The organism is Kitasatospora sp. NPDC091335 (assembly GCF_044757205.1).
In the GTDB taxonomy this organism is placed as follows: domain Bacteria; phylum Actinomycetota; class Actinomycetes; order Streptomycetales; family Streptomycetaceae; genus Kitasatospora.
Genome location: NZ_JBIVUM010000017.1, coordinates 178049 through 194457, shown reverse-complemented (window position 1 = coordinate 194457; position 16409 = coordinate 178049). Strand labels below are relative to the sequence as shown.

The 16409-nt window shown below is 73.8% G+C and carries 13 protein-coding genes; 5 read left to right on the top strand and 8 right to left on the bottom strand.

The annotated features are described in order from the left end of the window. Positions 1–3 precede the first annotated feature (3 nt). Positions 4–693, top strand: coding sequence for a class I SAM-dependent DNA methyltransferase (locus tag ACIQOW_RS30450; RefSeq protein WP_401090309.1), 690 nt, complete (start codon positions 4–6; stop codon positions 691–693). On the opposite strand, the gene ACIQOW_RS30445 is transcribed toward ACIQOW_RS30450, so the two are convergent. Further along, positions 680–1474 (bottom strand): spermidine synthase, encoded by a 795-nt coding sequence (locus ACIQOW_RS30445; RefSeq protein ID WP_401090356.1) that lies wholly within the window; start codon positions 1472–1474, stop codon positions 680–682. The genes ACIQOW_RS30450 and ACIQOW_RS30445 overlap by 14 nt on opposite strands. Before the next feature lie 137 nt (positions 1475–1611). Continuing rightward, entirely contained in the window at positions 1612–2583 is a 972-nt protein-coding gene (locus tag ACIQOW_RS30440; protein WP_401090307.1) for an alpha/beta hydrolase, read from the bottom strand. Between the two features lie 221 nt (positions 2584–2804). Here ACIQOW_RS30440 and ACIQOW_RS30435 point away from each other — a divergent pair, with 221 nt between their 5' ends. Beyond that, a complete protein-coding gene (locus ACIQOW_RS30435) occupies positions 2805–4208 on the top strand; it encodes a selenium-binding protein SBP56-related protein (protein WP_401090305.1) in 1404 nt (467 codons plus the stop codon). Positions 4209–4248: 40 nt separating this feature from the next. On the opposite strand, the gene ACIQOW_RS30430 is transcribed toward ACIQOW_RS30435, so the two are convergent. From ACIQOW_RS30430 to ACIQOW_RS30415, 4 genes are all read right to left on the bottom strand, one after another. Continuing rightward, complete coding sequence (locus ACIQOW_RS30430) at positions 4249–5505, bottom strand: globin domain-containing protein (RefSeq protein ID WP_401090303.1); 1257 nt, start codon at positions 5503–5505, stop codon at positions 4249–4251. Positions 5506–5794: 289 nt separating this feature from the next. Then, the gene (locus ACIQOW_RS30425; protein WP_401090301.1) at positions 5795–6325 is read right to left on the bottom strand and encodes a DUF6114 domain-containing protein; all 531 of its coding nucleotides are present in this window, start codon (positions 6323–6325) and stop codon (positions 5795–5797) included. Positions 6326–6327: 2 nt separating this feature from the next. Further along, positions 6328–6984: a DUF6230 family protein gene (locus tag ACIQOW_RS30420; protein WP_401090299.1), complete on the bottom strand. Its 657-nt coding sequence runs from the start codon at positions 6982–6984 to the stop codon at positions 6328–6330. A gap of 184 nt (positions 6985–7168) precedes the next feature. Beyond that, positions 7169–7897, bottom strand: coding sequence for a TetR/AcrR family transcriptional regulator (locus tag ACIQOW_RS30415; protein WP_401090297.1), 729 nt, complete (start codon positions 7895–7897; stop codon positions 7169–7171). A gap of 545 nt (positions 7898–8442) precedes the next feature. Here ACIQOW_RS30415 and ACIQOW_RS30410 point away from each other — a divergent pair. The 3 genes from ACIQOW_RS30410 (at position 8443) to ACIQOW_RS30400 (ending at position 11650) form a co-directional block, all read left to right on the top strand. After that, positions 8443–9111 carry a Tat pathway signal sequence domain protein gene (locus ACIQOW_RS30410; protein ID WP_401090295.1) on the top strand — a complete coding sequence of 223 codons (669 nt, stop codon included), beginning with the start codon at positions 8443–8445 and terminating at the stop codon, positions 9109–9111. Positions 9112–9338: 227 nt separating this feature from the next. Further along, entirely contained in the window at positions 9339–10220 is an 882-nt protein-coding gene (locus ACIQOW_RS30405; RefSeq protein WP_401090293.1) for an AAA family ATPase, read from the top strand. Continuing rightward, positions 10217–11650: a VWA domain-containing protein gene (locus ACIQOW_RS30400; protein ID WP_401090291.1), complete on the top strand. Its 1434-nt coding sequence runs from the start codon at positions 10217–10219 to the stop codon at positions 11648–11650. The genes ACIQOW_RS30405 and ACIQOW_RS30400 overlap by 4 nt, the downstream gene beginning before the upstream one ends. An 80-nt stretch (positions 11651–11730) precedes the next feature. Here ACIQOW_RS30400 and ACIQOW_RS30395 read toward each other — a convergent pair whose 3' ends face one another. Further along, on the bottom strand, positions 11731–12699 hold the full coding sequence (locus ACIQOW_RS30395; RefSeq protein WP_401090290.1) for an alpha/beta fold hydrolase: 969 nt from the start codon (positions 12697–12699) through the stop codon (positions 11731–11733). 203 nt (positions 12700–12902) lie between these two features. After that, positions 12903–16379 (bottom strand): S8 family serine peptidase, encoded by a 3477-nt coding sequence (locus tag ACIQOW_RS30390; RefSeq protein WP_401090288.1) that lies wholly within the window; start codon positions 16377–16379, stop codon positions 12903–12905. Positions 16380–16409: the final 30 nt, after the last annotated feature.

Below are 16409 nucleotides of genomic sequence, written 5' to 3'. Positions count from 1 at the left end.
CCGTTGCCCGCACAGCATGACATCGAATCCGAGCGCGAGCTCTGGGACACGTACGCATCCGGGATCAAGGACGACGTGTTCGACGCCGGGCCCGATCTCCGCTGGACCCAGTACGCCGGCCACGGGCCCGGCCCGGAACTGCTCGGGTCACCGGCCAGTGCCCTGGAGCTCGGCTGCGGCACCGGGCGTGCGCTGGCCGCGCTGGCGGAGCAGGGTGTGAAGGTGACGGGTGTGGATCTCTCGCCGGTCATGGTCGCGAGGGCCGCCGAGCGTTGGGGACCTGCCGGGGTGCGGGTCCACTGTGCCGAGGTGCTGAACTACCTCGGCAGCACCGACGAAACGTGGGACGCGGTGTACTCGGTGTTCGGAGCGGTCTGGTTCACGGACCCGCTGAGGCTGCTCCCCCTGATCGCCGCCCGGCTCAATCCCGGTGGCGTCCTGGTCTTCTCCCAGCCGCCCGCCATCCCGGGTGCCTACGGCCCGCAGGGCATGTACAAGGGTGGCTTCGCCGGGAGGGCGCTCTACACGTACCGCTACTCCTACACGCCGCGCAGGTGGGCCGGTCTGCTGCTGCGGAGCGGGTTCGATTCGGCGGAGGCCCGCGTGCTCGACGCCCCGACCGACGGGCACATCGGAACGCTGATCGTCTCGGCCGGGACGCCGGGCCCCTCGGGCGGGCTCAGCCGATGCTGAAGGCGCCGTCCGGCGGGGGCGGGGAGTCGGTGGCGTCGGCGTCCGTGACCGGGGCGGTGCGGCCGACCAGGGCGGCCAGGTCGTCGCCCTCGGTGAGGCGGGCCGGGAAGATGTCGCCCGCGAGCAGCCGGGTCAGCTCGGCCACCGGCAGCGGCGCCGTCGATCCGGCCAGCAGGATGTTGCCGTACCGGCGGCCGCGCAGCACCGGGGCCTCCGCCACCAGGCAGACGTACGGGAAAACCGCCCGCACCGTCGCCGCCTGGGCCTTGGCGAAGGCCAGCGGCGGGCCGTCCGCCAGGTTCGCCGCGTAGCAGCCGCCGGGGCGCAGCGCGGCCGCCGCCAGCCGCAGGAACTCGGCCGAGGTGAGGTGGGCGGGGGTGCGCGAGCCGTGGAAGACGTCGGCGATCACCAGGTCCTGCGAGCCGGCCGGAGCGTCGGCGAGGGCCGCCCTGGCGTCGCCGACGGTCGCGGTGATGTCGGCGCCGGGGCCCTGCCAGGGCAGGTGCCCGGCGACCAGGTCGAGCAGTGGTCCGTCCACCTCCGCGACCCGCTGCCGGGAGCCGGGGCGGGTGGCGGCCAGGTAGCGGGGCAGGGTGAGCGCGCCGCCGCCGAGGTGCAGCACGTCCAGCGGCTGACCGGCGGGGGCGAGGGCGTCGGCGAGGTGGCCGAGGCGCCGGGTGTACTCGAACTCCAGGTGGGTGGGGTCGGCGAGGTCCACGTAGGACTGCGGGGTGCCGTCCAGGGTGAGCAGCCAGCCACCGTCCCGGTCGAGGTCGGGCATGAGCTTGGCGAAGCCGAGGTCGGTCCGCCGGCCGACCGGCACCGGCTCGTCGTGCCCCTCATGGCCGGGCGAGTCGTCCGCGTCGTGCCCCTCGTGCCTGTCCGAGTCGTGCGAGTCGTCCGCGTCGTGCCCCGAGGTCACGCGTGCTCCCCGACCGGCCGCACGTCCAGGTACGCCGCGAGCCAGTCGTCCAGCTCGGCGAAGACCCGGGTGCGGGCCTTCTCGCCGGACAGCACGAGGTCGTGCATGCCGCCCTCGATCCGGACGATGGTGACGTGCCGCCCCAGCCGCGGCCCCTGCGCGGCGATGTCGTCGGCGCGCAGCACGGCGTCGGCGTGGTGCAGCGCGTTGTGCCACTTGGTGGTGGAGACGGACCTGGTCGAGGCCATCAGCAGCACCGGCACGTCGATCCCCAGGCCCCGGTGCAGCCGCCGGTGGCCCTGGTGGATCGCCGACAGCCATCCCGCGTACAGCGGGAAGCTCTCGGGGCGCTTGAGGGTGAGGTCGAAGTCCCACTCGCCCTGGTGGTCCTTGTGCAGGCTGTGGGTGTAGTGGGGGTTGAGCGCGGACGGCAGGACCCGGGTCGGCGCCAGTCGCCCGAGCGCGGTGACGGCGGGCCCGCCGAGCGTGCGGACCGCGGGCGCGGCCGGCATCGACAGGAACGGGCTGTTCAGGAACAGCCCGTCCACCAGCCCGCGCCCGGCGCGCCGGCCCGCCCACAGCGCGCCGATCAGGCCGCCGGTGGAGTGCCCGTTGAGCAGCAGCTGCCGGTGCCCGTCGGTCTCCCGGATGATCCGGACCGCCGCGTCGATCTCCTCGTCGTACTCGGCGAGGTCGCGCACGAAGTTCGGCGACTGGTGGGGGCGCAGCGAGCGCCCGTACTTGCGCAGGTCGAGGGCGTAGAAGGAGAACCCGAGCGCGGTGTAGTGGTCCGCGAGGTTGGTCTGGAAGAAGTAGTCGTTGTACCCGTGGACGTAGAGCACGGCCCGTTCCGCCCCGGGCACGAGCCTGCGCACGAGCGTCGCGCACACGGCCCCCTCCTCGTCCGGCCGCAGCGTCAGTTCGGCCGCCTCGTAGGGGGCACCCAGGATGTCTTCACGGAACTCCATGGACCCGACTGTACTGGCTCCGCCCTGCTCCGCCCCGGCGCCGCCGACCTGCTGGGATGTGATGATCGCAATGCTTTCGACTCCGGTCGGGGCGGGCTCCCTGGTGCGCACCGGCGCGGGGTGGCCGCCCGCGCCTCCTGGCAGCTCCCTCGTGCGCCTGCTGTGCGCCGGTGGTTGTGTGGAACGCTTCCCGGACAGACCAGGCGAGTTGGGGAGTTTGCATGCAGCACGGGCATTCCGATCCGTCGCTCTACCGTTCGGCGGCCGAGGCGATCGCCGCGCCGCCGGAGCGGCTGGCGTACGTGGCCGGGTTCGACCGGTCGGGGCAGCAGCCGGACGCGTTGCTCAGCGTCGACACCGATCCGGCTTCGGCGAGCTACGGGAAGGTGCTGAACTTCGCCGAACTGCCGACACTGGGCGACGAGTTGCACCACTTCGGGTGGAACGCCTGCTCCAGCGCCCTCGCCCACGCCTGCCACGAGAACCCGGAGCGGCGCTACCTGCTGCTGCCCGGGCTGCGCTCCTCCCGGCTGCACGTGCTGGACACCCGCCCCGACCCGGTGCGCCCGCACCTGGTGAAGACGATCGAGGCGAAGGAGCTCGCCGCCAAGGCCGGCTACTCGCGCCCGCACACCCTGCACTGCGGTCCCGACGGCGTGTTCCTCTCCTGCCTGGGCAGCGCCGAGGGCGACGACGGCCCGGGCGGGGTGGCGCTCCTCGACCACACCACCTTCGAGGTGCTGCGCGCCTGGGAGACCGAGCGCGGCCCGCAGAACTTCGCGTACGACGTCTGGTGGCACCTGGGCACCAACGTGGGCATCACCAGCGAGTGGGGCACCCCGTGGATGGTCGAGGACGGGGTGGTGCCCGACCTCCTGCTCGGCCGCAAGTACGGGCACGCGCTGCACTTCTGGGAGCTGGACTCCGGGCGCCACCTCCAGCGGGTGGACCTGGGCGACCAGTACCAGATGGTGCTGGAGCTGCGCCCGGCGCACGACCCGCAGGCGGAGTGGGGCTTCGCCGGGGTGGTCACCAACGTCGAGGACCTCTCCTCCTCGGTCTGGCTCTGGTACCGGGACGGGCCGGCGTTCACCGCGCGCAAGGTGATCGAGATCCCCGCCGAACCGGCCAAGGCCGAGGACCTGCCGCCCGCGCTGCAACCGTTCGGCGCGGTGCCGCCGCTGGTCACCGACATCAACCTGTCGGTGGACGACCGCTGGCTGTACGTCTCCGCGTGGGGCACCGGCGAGCTGTTCCAGTACGACGTCTCGGACCCGTTCCACCCCCGGCTGGCCGACTCCGTGCGGCTCGGCGGGATCGTCGCCCGCACCCCGCACCCCGCCGAGCCGGACCGTCCGCTGAGCGGGGCGCCGCAGATGGTGGAGATCAGCCGGGACGGCCGCCGGGTGTACCTCACCAACTCGCTCTACGGCGCCTGGGACGACCAGTTCTACCCGGACGGCATCGAGCCCTGGATGGTCAAGCTGGACGCCGACCCGGAGGCCGGCGGGCTGAGCGTCGACGAGCGCTTCTTCCCGCACGGCGCCGACTTCCGGGGCCTGCGCGTCCACCAGACCCACCTGGCGGGCGGCGACGCCTCCTCCGACTCCTACTGCTTCCGCTGAGCGCCCGGGGCCGGACACCGCACCGGACACCGGGCCGGCCTCACCGGAACAGCGCCTGGTCGAACCGCACCTGCGTCGGCGGCAGCCCCGCCGCCGCCAGCCGGGTGCGGACGGAGCCGACCATGCCGACCGGGCCGGTCACGCAGGCCAGGTGCTCGCGCCAGTCGCCGGCCGCCGCCACGGTGTCGGCGAGTTCGCCGACGGTGACCGGGGTGACGCTCAACCACGGCTTGTGCGAGCCGAGTTCGGCGAGCGCCCGCCAGTCGTAGAGGTCCGCGCGGTCCCTGGCACCGACGAACAGGTGGACCCGGCGGCCGGTCGGCCGGTGGGCGGCCTGCTGCTCGACGATCGCCTTCATCGGGGCGAGGCCGGTGCCTCCCGCGACCAGCAGCAGGTCGCGGGCGTCGCCGTCGGGCAGCAGGCTGCCGCGCGGCGGGCCGAGGCGCAGCCGGTCGCCGACCCCGGTGTGCTCGACCAGCGCGGCGCTGACCCCGCCGGGGCCGGTGCGGCGGACGTGGAGCTCCAGCTCGTTGTCGGCGCGCGGGGCGCAGCCCATCGAATACTGCCGCCAGGTGTGCGGCAGCGCCGGGTGCTCGACGGTGCCGTACTGCCCGGCCAGGTACGGGTACGGCTCGCCGGTGCGCACCCGCAGCACGGCGAGGTCGGGACGGCGGCGCTCGTGGCCGGTCACCACGGCGTGCCAGTACGGGGGTTCGGTGAGCGCCGAGTCGGCGCCGGCGACCATCGCGCCGACGGCGAAGCGCAGCATCCGCACCCAGGCGCCCTCCAGCTCCTCGGTCCAGCGTTCGCCGGCCCGGTGCCGGACGGCCGCGCACAGAGCCTCCTCGAAGGCCTCGTAGTGCACCGGCCGGACGCCCAGCTTCCGGTGGTCCCGGCCGAGTTGTCGCAGTGTCTGCTCCAGTTCGGCGGGGCGGTCGAGGTGGTCGATCAGGTGGTGGAAGATCCGTTCCAGGTGGAGCTGCTGGAACTCCATGGAGGCGGGGAAGAGCGGGCGCAGATAGGGGCGGTGGCTGAACATCACCGCGTAGAGGTGGTCGATCAGGTCGGCGAGCGGGGAGATCAGGTCGAGGTCGCGCCGGATCAGGTGCTGGTCGGCGGCGCCGTCGTAGCCGCCGTCCTCGCCGTACGCCCCGTGCGCGCCGTACCCGAAGTCGCCGCCGGCCGAGGCGGACGGGGCGAGGAGTTGGCGTCGCAGGCGCATCGCGTGATGGCGGGCGATCAGGCGGTCGTACTCGGCGGTGGCGGGAGAGACGGCGGTGGCGGTGCCAGTGCTCATGCTGCTGCTGTTGTCCATGTCCCGCCCAGTGAACTGCCGACCCGTCGAGCGCGAGAAGGGCCGATCGCCCCGGACGGACCCGGGACCTTCGACCCCTTGCGGATGTGACGGTCGTTACGCGACGGTGTTCGGCCGCCGCCGCGCGCGGCAGGGCCGACGAATCCGCCCGGAACGCCGGAAACCGGTGGTGACGCGGGCGCCGCAACCGATGCCAGGGCCGGCCGCGGGACCGACGGAAGGGTGCCCCACGTCCCGGCGCTCTCCGCCACCAGGACCCGGGGCACCGCCGTCAGGCTCCGGCCCGGCGCGCCTCCCGACGTTCCAGCCGCCGCTGCCGGCCCTGGCGCAGCGGCTGGTCGGGCAGCCACCCGAAGGTGAGGCAGGCCCCGACCACTCCGAGCATCATCCCGATCAGGAATCCGCCCAGGTTGGAGGTGACCCAGCTGGCCAGCGAGGCCAGCACGGCGAGGATGGAGTAGAACAGCCGCTGAGCCGGGTTGAACAGGATCAGCAGGCCGCACAGCAGCATCACCGCCGGCACCAGGTACCCGGCCATCCCTGCCACCCCGATGTGCAGGATGACGGGCAGCGGGGCCTTCAGGGTGAACAGGACCTCGGCGCCGCCGAGCGTGACCAGCAGCCCGCCCCAGAACGGCCGCCCGCCCCGCCAGTCGCGCTTGACCGGGCGTGCGGCCGGGTCGGCGGCGGGGGATGCCTCGGCGTGGACGGGCGTGGCCGCCGTCCCCTCGGCCGCCACCTCCTCGGCCCGTGCCGCGGCGCCCTCGCCGGTGCCGGCCGGTTCCGGTACGGACTCCTTCACGGTCAGCAGCCCGTGGAGCTGAAGCTCAGCCGCAGGTTGGGCAGTTTGAACCCGACGGCGGTGCTCGCGTAGTTGTGCTGGTTCAGGTGGGTCAGCGTGACGTGGTCGGCCTGCTGGCCGAAGACGCCGGGGTTGCCCTTGCCGACGGGGCCGGCCTTGGTGAAGGTGCTGGCGTCGCCGCCGATCTCGATGTTCCTGAACTCCGCGTCACCGGACAGCAGGTCGGAGTCGGTGGTGAGGTCGGAGGCGGTGACGGGGGTCGCGCCGTCGCCCGCGTGGATCACCAGGTTGATGCCGCCGAGGTCGACGCTCTGGCACAGGTTGGTGATCTCGGCCTTCTTGATCGCCGACACCGCGACCAGCACCTGGCCGCCGGTGGAGCCGGCGTTGGGGCTGTCGGGGATCATCGAGTCCAGCGAGCCGAACTGGGCGAAGCCCTCGCCGTCCAGCTTGTCGGCGGTGATGGTGAACGGCATGCCGGAGATGGAGAACTGGGCGGCGAGCACGCCCTGGGCGGTGAGCGCCATCAGGACGCCCCCGGCCGCGACGGCCGGTACGGCCATCAGGGCGGTCCGCTTCATCCGTACCCGGCCCCTTCTCGGCCCGCTCGGCGTCTGTGGGGTGTCGGCCGCCGCGGCGGCGTCCTCGGACATGGCCATGTGTGCTCCCTGTGGGTGGGTGGGTGTGCAGGCACTGGCACGTTGTCCTGGCGCGGACAGCGTTCCCCGCACCGGCCGGGCCGTCCGCCCCTCGGCAGCGGGGCACGTCCGGTCGGCACGCGGTGGGTAACTGGGAAGCTACTGCCCGGTATTGGCCGGGTCAATACGGGTGCACGGAGGATCTTCACCAATCCGCGACCCGCTTCGGCCAGTCCCTCACCCCCAGCCGCTCGGCCGCCTCCGCCGGGCCGAGGAAGGGCGACAGGCAGAACATGCTCAACACCGGCAGGAGGTCCAGGAGTTGTTCGGTCCGGCCGGAGTCGATCCACCGGTAGACCGCGCTGTACACGCCGCCCACCACGGCGTCCACCACCTCCTTGGACTCCAGCCCGCCGGGCAGTTGGGGCACCTCGGCGAAGAACGCCCGGAACCTGGTGAGCAGTTGGGCCCGCGCACGCCGACCGGCCGGCCCGACCGCCTCGACCTCGATCACCGCCATCGTGGCGAACGCGGGCGTTCCCGCGAGCAGTTGGAGCATCACACCGAGCCCCTTCCGGACGGCCCGGCACCAGTCCTGCTCGGCCGCGAAGGCCACCGTCATCCGCTGCACCACCACCCCGGTGCCGTACCGGTGCGCGGCCAGGAAGGCGTCCTCCTTGCCGCTGAACAGCTCGTAGAAGACCGGCCTGGTCACGCCCGCGGCACGGCAGATGTCGCTGATCGTGGCGTGCTGGTAGCCGCGTTCGGCGACGGTCCGCACCAGCCCGTCCAGCAGCCGCTCGCGCTGGGTCGCGGCGACCACGCCCGCGGGCAGCCGGCGCGGCCCCGGCTTGATCGAGCGGGCCGGGTCACGGCCGGTCCTGGCACCCGGCAGCAGGACCACGTCGACTCCGCGGGGGTACTTCCGATCCATCACCAACTCCTGTGTGCTGTCTTGACATTGACGGAAGACCGGGTTTACAACACTGACAGGTTTCCAACCGGCGGGCGAGCAGGCCCCCGCCGGCCGGAACCTCCGGGGGCTCCGTCGGCCCGGGGCGAGAGCCCAGGCCACGGGACCACGGCGGCGCGGGCTCGCGACGGTGGCAGCCGTCCATGCGCCCGCGCGGCACCGCACGTCCCCGACCGAACGGCGCGGTGCCGCGGTGTTCCACGCCGCCGTCCGTACGCAAGGCCGTACCACCGCACCGCCGCACGCCGATCACCGCGTGCGTCGCACCGCCGTACGCCCACCCTCGCGTACGTCCGCACCGCCGTACAGCCGTACAGCACCGCCGTACCGCACGGACGGGCCCGTGGCGCCGGGCCCGCCCGCCCCTCGGCCTGCGCCGAAACCTCCGGTACGACACTTCCGGTACGACACCTCCGGCATCCTCTGCCCCTCCCCCGTCGTGCACACCACCACACCCGCACGTCGGGATTCCCCCACCCGTCCAACGGACGGAGAGAGGTACCCTCATGCGCATCCGTCGCACCCTCGCCACCGCCGCCCTCGCCACCCTCGCCCTCACCGGCGCGGCCGTGGCACCCGCCCAGGCCGCCGGCGCGGTCCTGACCACCGGCAGCCCGACCGGCCCGGCCGTCGCAGTCGGCGACGTGCTGACCGCCAACCTGGTCTCCGGCTCCTTCGCGACCTTCTACAACAGCGCCACCGGGACGAGCGGCATCAAGTGTGCCGCCTCCGCCTTCTCGGCGACCGTCACCTCCAACCCGGCCGCCCCCGGCAGCGCCGTCGAGCGGCTCGACGCCCAGACCTTCGGCTCCTGCACCTCCAACGTCCTGGGCGTCACGGGCGTCAAGAGCATCACCGTCACCAACCTGCCGTGGACCAACACGGTCAGCGACGCCCCGGGCAACCCGGTCAAGCTCACCCCCGGCACGTCCGGCGCGATGGGCACCACCGTGGTGCTCAGCACCATCCTGGGCAGCGTCAACTGCAACTACCAGAGCGCCACCGGGATCAACGGCACCACCTCGAACACCGGCAACACCATCGGCTTCGCCGGCCAGCCGTTCGCCCTGGTCTCCGGCCCGAGCCTGTGCTTCGCGACCGGCTACTTCAGCGCCACCTACGGCCCGGTCGTCGACAGCAGCGTCGCCGGCAGCCCGCTCCTGTTCGTCAACTGACGCCCGGACGCGCCTGAGGGCCCACCAGGCTCGCCAGACCCACCCGGCTTCACCGGGCCCGCCCTGACGACGGCGGCGTACGGCACCCGCACCGGGCCGTACGCCGCTCCGCCGCACCCGACCCCCCACCACCGCCCGGGGCCCCGACGCCCACCCCCGAGACAGCGAAGTGACCGGCCGGTAGGGTGGCGCCGCACGCGGACGGCGAACCGGAACGGGGCAGGCGGATGAGCAGCAGCGACGGGCACGGCACGGGCTTCTTCACCTCGGTGGCGGACGCCGCCGACCAGCTGGCCGCCACCGGCTACCTGGCCTCCCCCGCCGTGGCCACCACCGTCTTCCTCGCCGACCGGCTCGGCAAGCCGCTGCTGGTCGAGGGCCCCGCCGGGGTCGGCAAGACCGAACTCGCCAAGGCGGTGGCCGCGATCGGCGACGCCCGCCTCGTCCGGCTCCAGTGCTACGAGGGCATCGACGAGGCCCGCGCGCTCTACGAGTGGAACCACGCCAAGCAACTGCTGCGGATCACCGCCGGCCGCGACGAGGGCTGGCAGGAGGCCCGCACCGACATCTTCGGCGAGGAGTTCCTGCTCACCCGCCCGCTGCTCACCGCGATCCGCGGCGAGGAGCCCACCGTGCTGCTGATCGACGAGATGGACAAGGCCGACGTCGAGGTGGAGGCGCTGCTGCTGGAGGTGCTCAGCGACTTCCAGGTCACCGTCCCCGAACTGGGCACCATCACCGCGAGCCGCCGCCCCTTCGTCCTGCTCACCTCGAACGCCACCCGCGAGCTCTCCGAGGCGCTGCGCCGCCGCTGCCTCTTCCTCCACCTCGGCTACCCCGAGGCCGAGCTGGAGCGCCGGATCGTCCGGCTCAAGGTGCCGGGACTGGACGCGACGCTGGCCGAGTCGCTGGTCAGGGTCGTCGGCGCGCTGCGCGCGATGGAGCTGCGCAAGGCGCCGTCCGTCGCCGAGACCATCGACTGGGCCCGCACCCTGCTGGCCCTCGGCGCCGACACCCTGGACGAGACGGTCGTCCGGGACACCCTCGGGGTGATCCTCAAGCACCAGGACGACGTCCGCAAGGCCGCCCACAAGCTCACCCTCGCATGACCGCCCCGGCCCCGGCGGACACCGCCGCCCGGCTCACCGGCCTGGTCCGCGCCCTGCGCGGGCACGGCCTGCGGATCGGCCCGGCCGAGACGGTCGACGCCGCCGCCGTCCTGGACGTCCTCGGCTTCACCGACCGCGAGCGGATACGGGCCGGCCTGGCCGCCGCCCTGCTGCGCGCGGAGAGCCAGCGGACGGTCTTCGACGCCTCCTTCGACCTGTTCTTCCCGCTCGGCGTCGGCACCCCCGAGGCCGTCCGGGCCGATCCGCCGCCCGTCCCCGACAACCCGGAACCGCCGCGCTTCGGCCGCCCCGACCCGCTGCGCGAGCAGCTGCGCGACCGCCTCGCCGCCGCCCTGGCCGCCGACGACCGGGCCGCCCAGGCCCGGCTGGCCGGCGAGGTGGTGGAGGCCTTCGGCCGGTACGGCGCCCCCGGAGCCCCCGGCACCGACGGCACCGACGGCTGGTCCGCCCAGCAGGCGCTCGGCCGGCTCGCCCCGGAGACGCTGCTCGCCCGCGTCCTCGCCGCGCTGCGCGATCGCCAGGGCGCCCAGGACCTCTCCGACCGGGTGCTCGCCGACGAGATCCGCCGCCGGATCAGGGACTTCCGCGCGATGACCGCCGGCGAAGCCCGCCGCCGGGTCGCCGAACTGCGCGGCCCCGAGCGGATCGCCGAACGCGCCGTCGCCCCCACCGCCGACCTGGTCGACTTCCTCTACGCCGGCCGCGACCAACTCGCCGAACTGCGCCGCACCGTCCACCCGCTGGCCCGCAAGCTCGCCACCCGGCTGGCCGCCCGGCGCCGCCGCGCCGCCCGCGGCGAGATCGACCTGCGCCGCACCCTGCGCCGCTCGCTGACCACCGGCGGGGTGCCGCTGCGCCCCGCGTACCGGCTCCGCCGCCCGGCCCGCCCCGAGCTGGTGCTGCTGTGCGACGTCTCGGGATCGGTGGCGGGCTTCGCCGACTTCACCATGCTGCTGGTGCGGGCGATGAGCGAACAGTTCGGCAAGGTCCGGGTGTTCGCCTTCGTCAACCGCACCGCCGAGGTCACCGGCCTGCTGCGCGGCGGGGACGACCCGGCCCGCCTGGCCGCCCGGATCCTCACCGAGGCGAAAGTGACGGGCTACCACGGCAACAGCGACTACGGCACCGCGCTCGGCGAGTTCGCCGAGCGCCACCTGGACGCCGTCGGCCCGCGCACCTGCGTCCTGGTCCTCGGCGACGCCCGCACCAACCAGCGCGACCCGAACCCGGACGCGCTGCGCCGGATCGCCGGCCGGGCCCGCCGGGTGTTCTGGCTCAATCCCGAACAGCCCTCGCTCTGGGCGACCGGCGACTCCGCCGCGCTCGCCTACGCGGGCGTGGTGGAGATGCACTCCTGCCGCAACGCCCGCCGGCTCGGCGAGCTGATCGGCCGCCTGCTGCCGGTCTGACGCCGGGCCCCGGGCACCGGGCCGGACACCAGGCACCAAGCGGCGGGCACCGCCCTGCGCGGGGCGGTGCCCGCCACCGGCTACTCCGCCAGCTGCGCCAGGAAGTCCAGCAGCGCCTCGGTGACCTCGGCCGGACGCTCCTGCTGCGTCCAGTGCCCGGTGTCCGGCAGCCGGACGTGCCGGTGCAGCCTCGGCGTCAGGTTCTTCAGCAGGTACTCGACCGCCTCCGGCGCGATCATCGCGTTCACCAGGTCCTGCTCGCCGACCACGTACAGCGCGGGCACGTCGATCCGCTGACCGACGAACGCCGTCATCAGCTCGCTGTTCCGGTCGATGTTGCGGTACCAGTTGAGGCCCCCGGTGAAGGCGCGCTCGCCGTGCCGGGCGTAGTCGGCGGCGAACGCGTCGAGGTCCGCGTCGGTGAGCCAGTCCGGCAGGTGGTCCGGCTCCGGGATGGTGTCCAGCAGGGTCTTCCCCTCGGGGACGACCCACGGCCGCGGCTCGCCGCCGGGCTGGAGGCCGCAGAGGACGCGCCGCAGGCTGGACTTCACGTCGGCCCCCAGCTCGGCGTCGGCGCGGCCCGGCTCCTGGAAGTAGATCTGGTAGAAGCCGTCGCCGAAGTTCTCCCGGGCGGCCGACAGGGTGCCGGGCCCGGCCGGCAGCGGCGGCACGCTCAGCCCGGCCACCCCGCGCACCAGGTCCGGCCGCAGCGCCGCGGCGGCCCAGGCCACCGGCGCGCCCCAGTCGTGCCCGACCACGACCGCCCGCTCCTCGCCCAGCGCGCCGATCAGCGCGACCGCGTCGCCGACCAGGTGCAGCAGGGTGTAGGCGTCCACCCGCTCGGGCTGCTCGCTGCGGGCGTACCCGCGCTGGTCCGGCGCGACGACCCGGTAGCCGGCCTCGGCGAGCGGCGCGAACTGGTGCCGCCAGGAGTACCAGCTCTCCGGGAAGCCGTGCAGCAGCAGGACCAGCGGCCCCTCGCCCTGCTCCGCGTAGTGCAGCCGGACGCCGTTCACCTCGGCCTCGCCGTGCTTGATCGCGTCGTTCAACTCACAACTCCCCATCCGGTGAAGACATCCGTTCACCCCGACCCTGCCCGGCTCACCGCCTCCGGAATCCCGTCGGCGGCCGGAGTCCGAAGCGGCCCAGGTCGGAAAACGGCCGGGGCCGGAGTCGGCCCGCCGCCCGGAACGGCCGAGGCCGCCCCGGAACCTCCCGGGGCGGTCTCGGACCGAGCGGATCCGACGCGGGATCAGTTCACGGTGTAGCTGTACGGGATCGCCGCGAGCACCGAACCGGTGGTGTTCAGGACGTTGTTGGCGGTGGCCACGCCGGTCGGTCCCGACACCAGGTACAGCACACCCCTGACCGTGCTGCCCTTCGGGCCGGCCGGGGTCAGCGTCACCTGGAGCGAGCCGGTGGCACCGGGCGCGACGGTCACCGGGGTGGCGGCCGGGGCCGAGGCGTTCACCGCGGCGGCGTACGGGTCACCGGTGCTGGAGGTCAGCGCCGGGTCGAAGGCCTGGGTGTGCGCGGTGGCCGTGAGGGTGGAGGTGCCGGCCGGCGCGCCGCCGGTGCCGAACGGGCCGATCTGCTGGACGAAGGTGGTCCAGTTCCCGGGGACGACCGGCTGCTCGGCGGTGCCGTTGTCGGTCGCGACCGAGATGGCCGAGCCGTCCTGGGCCTTCTTCAGGTCGCCGAACAGGTCCGGCGATCCCGCGGTGGCGCTCAGCTCGATCTGCGCCGGTGTCGAGGACGCCGCCACGGCCTTGAGCCGGTCGGTGCCCGGCGGCACCAGGAAGGACGGCACCGTGGAGCTGAGGGTCAGCGGCAGGGCGACGGTCGCCGAGGAGCCCTGCGGCACCAGCGGCAGGTCCGCCCTGCGGTCCAGCCGGCCGTCGGCCGCGATCCGCTGGGTCGCGACGGTGTTGTTGGTGTAGTCCACCCGCACGGTGACCGGCTTGCCGGCGGCCAGCCCGGTGCGCACGTCGTTCGGCAGCCCGGCCGCCGTGGCCTGGTTCCGGTCGAACGCGACGGTGCCGGTGAAGTCCTGGGCGAGCTCCTGGCCGCTGACCGGGCCGAGCACGTTCAGGACGAACCGCCAGCGGCCGGCGGCCGGCTTGACCGCGGTGGCCGAGACGCCGTCACCGGTGCCGGTCAGCTGCCCCTGGGCGTCGAACAGCCCGTTGCCCTCGATGTCGACCGGGGTGCCGTTCGGGCTGATCAGCGCGCCCTGCATGAGCAGCTTCGAGTCCTTGCCGACGGTCAGGCCGACCCGCAGGTCCTGCCGGCCCTTCGGGACGTCGAAGGCGTACGAGAAGCTCTGCGTCGGCGAGGCGTTGCGGGCGTTGCCACCGGTGACGGTGCCGGTGAAGGTGCCCGTGCCCTGGTTCACCGGGACGAGGCTGCGCAGCACCACCGGGACGCTGGTGGTGCTGCCGTCGGAGCCGGAGACCAGGACGGCCTCGCTGGAGTCGCCGCTGGCGGCCGGGGTGGTGAGCCGGACCTTGAGGGTCTTGGTCTGGCCCGGCTTCAGGTCGGTGGTGCCCGGGCTCACGGCGCCGGCCGGCACCGCGCGCTGGGTGGCGGTGCCCAGCTGGACGGCTCCGCCGTAACCGGCCTGGCCCGCCGGGGTGTAGAGGACCGCCGTCCACTCGCCGGCCACCGGGTGCGGGACGTCCACCAGGCCGAAGTTCGCCGGGGTGGCGCCGCCCTGCGGGCGGGTGTTGGTCTCGAAGCGGCCCGAGGGGTCGAGCAGCGTCATCCGGACCACCGGGCCGTTGGTGACCGGGTTGGGCGCGCCCTGCCAGGCGATCGAGGCCGCGAGGCGGTCGGCGCCGGCCGGCACGGTGAACTTCACCTGCTTCTGCACCCAGTCCGTGCCGTTGGTCGCGTACTTGAAGGTGTCCTTCGAGGACGGGTCCAGCTGGACGGTCTGCCGGTTGCTCGACTGCGGGACGAAGCCGCGGGTCGTGGCGCTGACCGTCCGGGTGGTGTCACCGGTGTTGGTGACGGTCACGTCGGCGGTGTGGGTCGAGCCGGGGGCGCCGGCGATGTCGATCTGCCCGGTGGTGACCAGGACGGTCTTCGCGCCGTCGGTGCCGTCCCCGCCGGCGTAGCCGCGGGCGGCCTCGACGGCGGCGCGGACGTTCAGCAGGCCCGCGCCCTGCTCCTCGGCTGGGACGCCGAGGTCGGTGGCGGTGCCGGTGAGGAACTTCTTCACCAGCGCCGGGGCCGGCGAGTCGCCGCCGTGGGTGTCGCGGTAGGCCTGGATCACCAGGGCCGCGGCGCCGGTGACGAACGGGGCCGACTGGCTGGTGCCGCCGAACGGCTGGATCGGTGTGGGCTTGCCGTTGTAGCCCGTGCAGTCGGTGTACCTGCTCGGGTCCGGCGTGCAGAGCGCCCAGTCCGACTCGCCCGGCGCGACCAGGTCCACCGTCCGGCCGGCCTGGGTGAAGCCGCCCGAGGAGAGCGCGGAGATCCGGTTGTCGCTCCAGGTCCTGTTCGAGAACCGGGAGGCCGCGTAACCGGTCTGCTGGTAGTTCTGGTTGTCGGTGGAGGCGCCGACCGCGATCACGTACGGGTCGGTGGCCGGGGTGCCGATCGTGCCGCTGATCCCGGCGTCGCCGGTGGAGACCGCGACGGTGACCCCGGCCTTGGCGGCCTGCTCGTTGAAGAGCGAGATGGTGTCGTGCGCGCCGCTGTCCGGGGTGACGTTGCCGCCGAAGGACTCGTTCAGCACGTCCACGTGGGCGACCCGCACCGCGTAGTCGATCGACTGGAGGATCGAGGAGTTGGCCATCATCTCGCCGCCGGCCTTCAGCGCGACCAGGTCGGCGTCCGGGGCGAGGCCGCGGATGCGGATGGTGCAGCCGGCCGGGAGCGGCTGCGAGGAGTTCACGAACTGGGAGACGTCGTAGACCTGACGGCCCTGGGCGATGACCGCCGAGGCGTCGCCGAAGGCCTCCGCCGCGCCGGTCGGCGCGTTCCAGCCGTCGCCCGCGAAGTCCTGGAAGTCGACCACGGCGTGGGAGCCGTCGGCCCGGATGAAGTCCGGGTTGTCCGGGTCCAGTCCGTCGGCGATGTAGGCGACCTTGACGCCCTTGCCGGTGGCCAGGTCCTCGACGCCGGGCTTGCCGTTGCCGGTGACGGCCCGGGTCGAGTAGAGGCCCTCGGGCTCCAGCAGCGGCTTGGCCGGGTCGGAGGGGCAGACCGTGTTGGTCGCGTTCTCCTCACCGCCCTGGCTGTTGCCGACCAGCCCGTTGCCGTTCTGACCGTTGCCGTTCTGACCGTTGCTGCCCGAAACGGCCTGCGGGGCGGCGTCGGCCTTGGCCGCCCCGGTACCGGCGGCGTCCTTGGCCGCCTTCGCCTTGCCCGCGCCCGCCGGGGCGACCTGGACCTGGGTGTCCGCCACCACGGCGGAGACCGCCGGGTCCGCCTGGAGCCGGTCCCGCAGCGCGGGGCTGACGGTGGCGGAGAAGGCGTTGCCGACCACGAAGCTCTTGATGTCGGTGCCGCCGGCCGCCCTGACCTGCTTCAGCAGCGGTGCCTGCGCGTCGGCGGTCTTCTGCTGCCGGGCGCCGAGGTGGCCGTGGTCGGCCGGGGCCTCCGCGATCTGGTCCTTCAGGATCACGATCACCGGCACCGGGGCTTCCGCGGACGCCGTCGGGGCGTTCCGCGGTGCGGGGGCCGGAGCCGCGCCCGCGGCCGTCCCGAGGCTCAGGACCATGGACGCGGCGGTGATGGTGACGGCACTTGC

Bases quoted from the DNA above. Each gene is read 5' to 3' on its own strand.
- ACIQOW_RS30445 (WP_401090356.1), bottom strand. From the start codon at position 1,474: ATGCCCGACCTCGACCGGGACGGTGGCTGGCTGCTCACCCTGGACGGC.
- ACIQOW_RS30440 (WP_401090307.1), bottom strand. From the start codon at position 2,583: ATGGAGTTCCGTGAAGACATCCTGGGTGCCCCCTACGAGGCGGCCGAA.
- ACIQOW_RS30435 (WP_401090305.1), top strand. From the start codon at position 2,805: ATGCAGCACGGGCATTCCGATCCGTCGCTCTACCGTTCGGCGGCCGAG.
- ACIQOW_RS30430 (WP_401090303.1), bottom strand. From the start codon at position 5,505: ATGAGCACTGGCACCGCCACCGCCGTCTCTCCCGCCACCGCCGAGTAC.
- ACIQOW_RS30420 (WP_401090299.1), bottom strand. From the start codon at position 6,984: ATGGCCATGTCCGAGGACGCCGCCGCGGCGGCCGACACCCCACAGACG.
- ACIQOW_RS30415 (WP_401090297.1), bottom strand. From the start codon at position 7,897: ATGGATCGGAAGTACCCCCGCGGAGTCGACGTGGTCCTGCTGCCGGGT.
- ACIQOW_RS30410 (WP_401090295.1), top strand. From the start codon at position 8,443: ATGCGCATCCGTCGCACCCTCGCCACCGCCGCCCTCGCCACCCTCGCC.
- ACIQOW_RS30405 (WP_401090293.1), top strand. From the start codon at position 9,339: ATGAGCAGCAGCGACGGGCACGGCACGGGCTTCTTCACCTCGGTGGCG.
- ACIQOW_RS30400 (WP_401090291.1), top strand. From the start codon at position 10,217: ATGACCGCCCCGGCCCCGGCGGACACCGCCGCCCGGCTCACCGGCCTG.
- ACIQOW_RS30390 (WP_401090288.1), bottom strand. From the start codon at position 16,379: ATGGTCCTGAGCCTCGGGACGGCCGCGGGCGCGGCTCCGGCCCCCGCA.